Source organism: Plantibacter sp. H53, from assembly GCF_001650455.1.
In the GTDB taxonomy this organism is placed as follows: Bacteria; Actinomycetota; Actinomycetes; order Actinomycetales; family Microbacteriaceae; genus Plantibacter; species Plantibacter flavus_A.
In genome coordinates this window covers 1-3,105 of sequence record NZ_LWCT01000044.1, presented here as the reverse complement: position 1 = coordinate 3,105, position 3,105 = coordinate 1, and the positions used below count along the sequence as shown (strand labels likewise).

Genomic DNA, 3,105 nt, shown 5'->3' with positions numbered 1-3,105 from the left:
GCGCTGGGGTGGGACATGCGGCAAGTCTGTCAGGAGCTGCTGACGGTGGACTGCGTCGGTGTCTCGGAGGGGCGGTGTCCCGGCGGTCGGTCGCTTGTGGAGGAGCCGCTATCGATCGTCCGCTGCGGCGACGAGTTCGGCGATGACGAGCTTGGTCTGCCCCATCATGCATCGCATGGCTCGTGCCGCGCGTTCCCGGTCGGGGTCGTTCTGCAGTTCGGTGAGGATGCCGGGCACGATCTGCCAGGACAGTCCCCAGCGGTCCTTGAGCCAGCCGCATTGGCTCGGGGCGCCGCCGTCGGCGATGAGGGCGTCCCAGAGTCGGTCGATCTCGTCCTGGGTGTCGGCTCTGACGGAGAAGGAGAACGCCTCGGTGAAGGAGAAGATGGGCCCGGCGTTCATCGCGCTGACGGGGAGGCCTTCGAGCTCGAACTCGACGACCATCGCCTGGCCGGCCGGCATGGGTCCGCCCTCCGGGTAGCGGCTCACCGAGGTGATCCGGGAGTCGGGGAACAGTGACACGTAGAAGGTCGCCGCCTCCTCGGCCTGTGAGTCGTACCAGAGGAACGGGGTGATGCGGTGCTCCATCATGTCGTGCTCCCTCTCGGCCCGGGCGTCGTCGCTCAGGCGCTCTTCTTGCGTTTCGTCGCGGTCGACGGCTTCGACGGCGCGGTCTTGGCGGTGCCGGTCTTCGCAGCACCCGTTTTGGCGGTGCCGGTCTTCGTGGTACCGGTCTTCGCCGAGCGGCTCGTCGCTGCGGGCTTGGCGGTGCCGGATCGCTTCGCCCCGCTCGCCGTCTTCGCGCCGGTCGTGCCGCGTTGCCGTTCGATGCTGCGCTGCAGCACCTCCATGAGGTCGATCGGCTCGGCGCCCGTGTCGTCGTCGGGTTCGGGCTGCTCGCCGAAGGTGGCGGCGGTGTCGAGTGCGTCGCCCTGCTCGAGTTTCGCCTCGATGAGCTTCCGGAGCTGTGCCTGGTATTCGTCGACGAACGCGTCCGGGCGGAAGCGCGACGAGAACGACTCGACGAGCGCCTCCGACATCTCGAGTTCCTTCGCGGAGATGCGGACGCGTTCCTCGAGTGCCGGGAACCGCACCTCGCGGACCTCGTCCTCCCAGAGCAGCGTCTGCAGGAGGATGACGTCCTCGCGCACCCGGAGGGCGCCGAGACGCGTCTTCTGGCGGAGGGCGAACCGCACGATGGCCGTGCGGTCGGTCTCCTCGAGCGTCCGCCGGAGGAGGACGTAGGCCTTCGACGAGGAGGAGTCGGGTTCGAGGAAGTAACTGCGGTCGAACATGATGGGGTCGAGGTCGTCGCTCGGCACGAACTCGACGACCTCGATCTCGCGGCTGCGTTCCTCGGGGAGCGATGCGAGGTCGTCGGCGGTGAGGACCACCGTCTGCTCACCGTCCTGGTAGGCCTTGTCGATGTGGTCGTAGCTGACGACCTTGCCGCAGACCTCGCACTTGCGCTGGTACCGGATGCGCCCGCCGTCGGCGTCGTGGACCTGGTGCAGCGACAGGTCGTGGTCCTCCGTGGCGCTGTACACCTTCACCGGGACGTTCACCAGACCGAAGGTGACCGCACCTTTCCAGATCGCGCGCATGACCGCTCCCGTCCGCCGGCGGATCCGCCCGCGCTGTCGTGGTGACCAGTAGACACCCGGAACATCGTCAAGGGCTAGCCCTTGACGCCCTTGGGCGGCAGGCTGATCGCCATGGCGAGGACGAGCGGTGGCGGCGCGCAGACGCAGTGGGTCGACGTCGACGGACGCCGGATCCAACTCACCCATCTCGACAAGGTGCTGTACCCCGAGACCGGCACGACGAAGGCCGAGGTCCTCGCCTACTACGCCGCGGTCGCCGAACACCTCCTCCCGCACCTCGCCGATCGGCCGGTGACCCGGAAACGCTGGGTGCACGGCGTCGGGACGGCTGCGGCGCCGGAGTCCGGGTTCTTCCAGAAGGATCTGGGCACCGCGGCTCCCGACTGGGTCCAGCGGCTCCCCATCGAGCACAGCGATCACACGAACGAGTACCCGATCGTCGACGATCTCGCGACGCTCACGTGGCTGGCGCAGTTGGGTGCGCTGGAGCTGCACGTGCCGCAGTGGCGGTTCGACCGATCCGGCGAGCGCCGTCCGCCCGACCGTCTCGTCCTCGACCTCGATCCGGGTGAGGGGGTGTCCCTCGCCGAGTGCGCGGGGGTCGCGGGCCTGGCGCGGGCGGTGTTGGTGGACATGGGGCTGGATCCGGTCCCGCTCACGAGTGGGAGCAAGGGGATCCACCTGTATGCGGCGTTGGACGGCCGGCAGAGTTCCGAGGAGGTGTCGCTCGTGGCGCATGAGCTCGCGCGGGCGCTGGCCGCGGACGAGCCGGGCCTCGTGGTGAGCGAGATGTCGAAGCAGCGACGCACGGGGAAGGTCTTCGTCGATTGGAGTCAGAACAACGGGTCGAAGACGACGATCGCGCCGTTCTCGTTGCGTGGTCGGTCGCGGCCGACGGTGGCGGCTCCCCGCCGGTGGGAGGAGCTCGACGATCCGGGGCTGGTGCAGCTGGAGTTCCCTGCGGTGCTCGAGCGCCTGGCGGACGGTGAGGACCCGTTGCGGGTGCTCGGCGACCCGCGTCCGTCGATCACGATCCGCCCGTCGGAACACGAGGACCGGCTCGCGGAGTACCGGCGGAAGCGGGACGCGGAGCGGACGCCCGAGCCCGTCCCGGACGGACCGCCGTCGCCTGCCGCTGCCGGGACACCGCCCTCGTTCGTGATCCAGCGACACGACGCGCGGAAACTGCACCATGACTTCCGGCTCGAGCACGACGGTGTGCTGGTGTCGTGGGCCCTGCCGAAGGGGGTCCCGACGGATCCGAGCAGCAACCACCTGGCGGTGCGCACGGAGGACCACCCCATCGAGTACGGCAGTTTCGAGGGGACGATCCCCGCTGGCGAGTACGGGGCCGGTGAGGTGACCATCTGGGACGCGGGCACCTACGAGCTGGAGAAATGGCGCGACGACGAGGTCATCGGGACCCTGCACGGCCGGGCGGGAGGCGCGCTCGGCGGGCCGATGCGGTTCGCGCTCATCCGGACCGCGGGCGGGACGGGAC

Annotated in this window: 3 protein-coding genes; 1 reads left to right on the top strand and 2 read right to left on the bottom strand. The window is 69.5% G+C overall.

The window, feature by feature from the left end; genetic code table 11:
• Window positions 1-108 precede the first annotated feature (108 nt).
• The gene (locus A4X17_RS14605; RefSeq protein ID WP_369808465.1) at window positions 109-591 is read right to left on the bottom strand and encodes a VOC family protein; all 483 of its coding nucleotides are present in this window, start codon (window positions 589-591) and stop codon (window positions 109-111) included.
• A 32-nt stretch (window positions 592-623) separates the two neighbouring features.
• A complete protein-coding gene (locus A4X17_RS14600) occupies window positions 624-1,604 on the bottom strand; it encodes a Ku protein (protein WP_064296403.1) in 981 nt (326 codons plus the stop codon).
• Window positions 1,605-1,715: 111 nt separating this feature from the next.
• Here A4X17_RS14600 and ligD point away from each other — a divergent pair.
• On the top strand, window positions 1,716-3,105 hold a 1,390-nt coding region (gene ligD, locus A4X17_RS14595), incomplete at its 3' end, for a non-homologous end-joining DNA ligase (protein WP_197479097.1).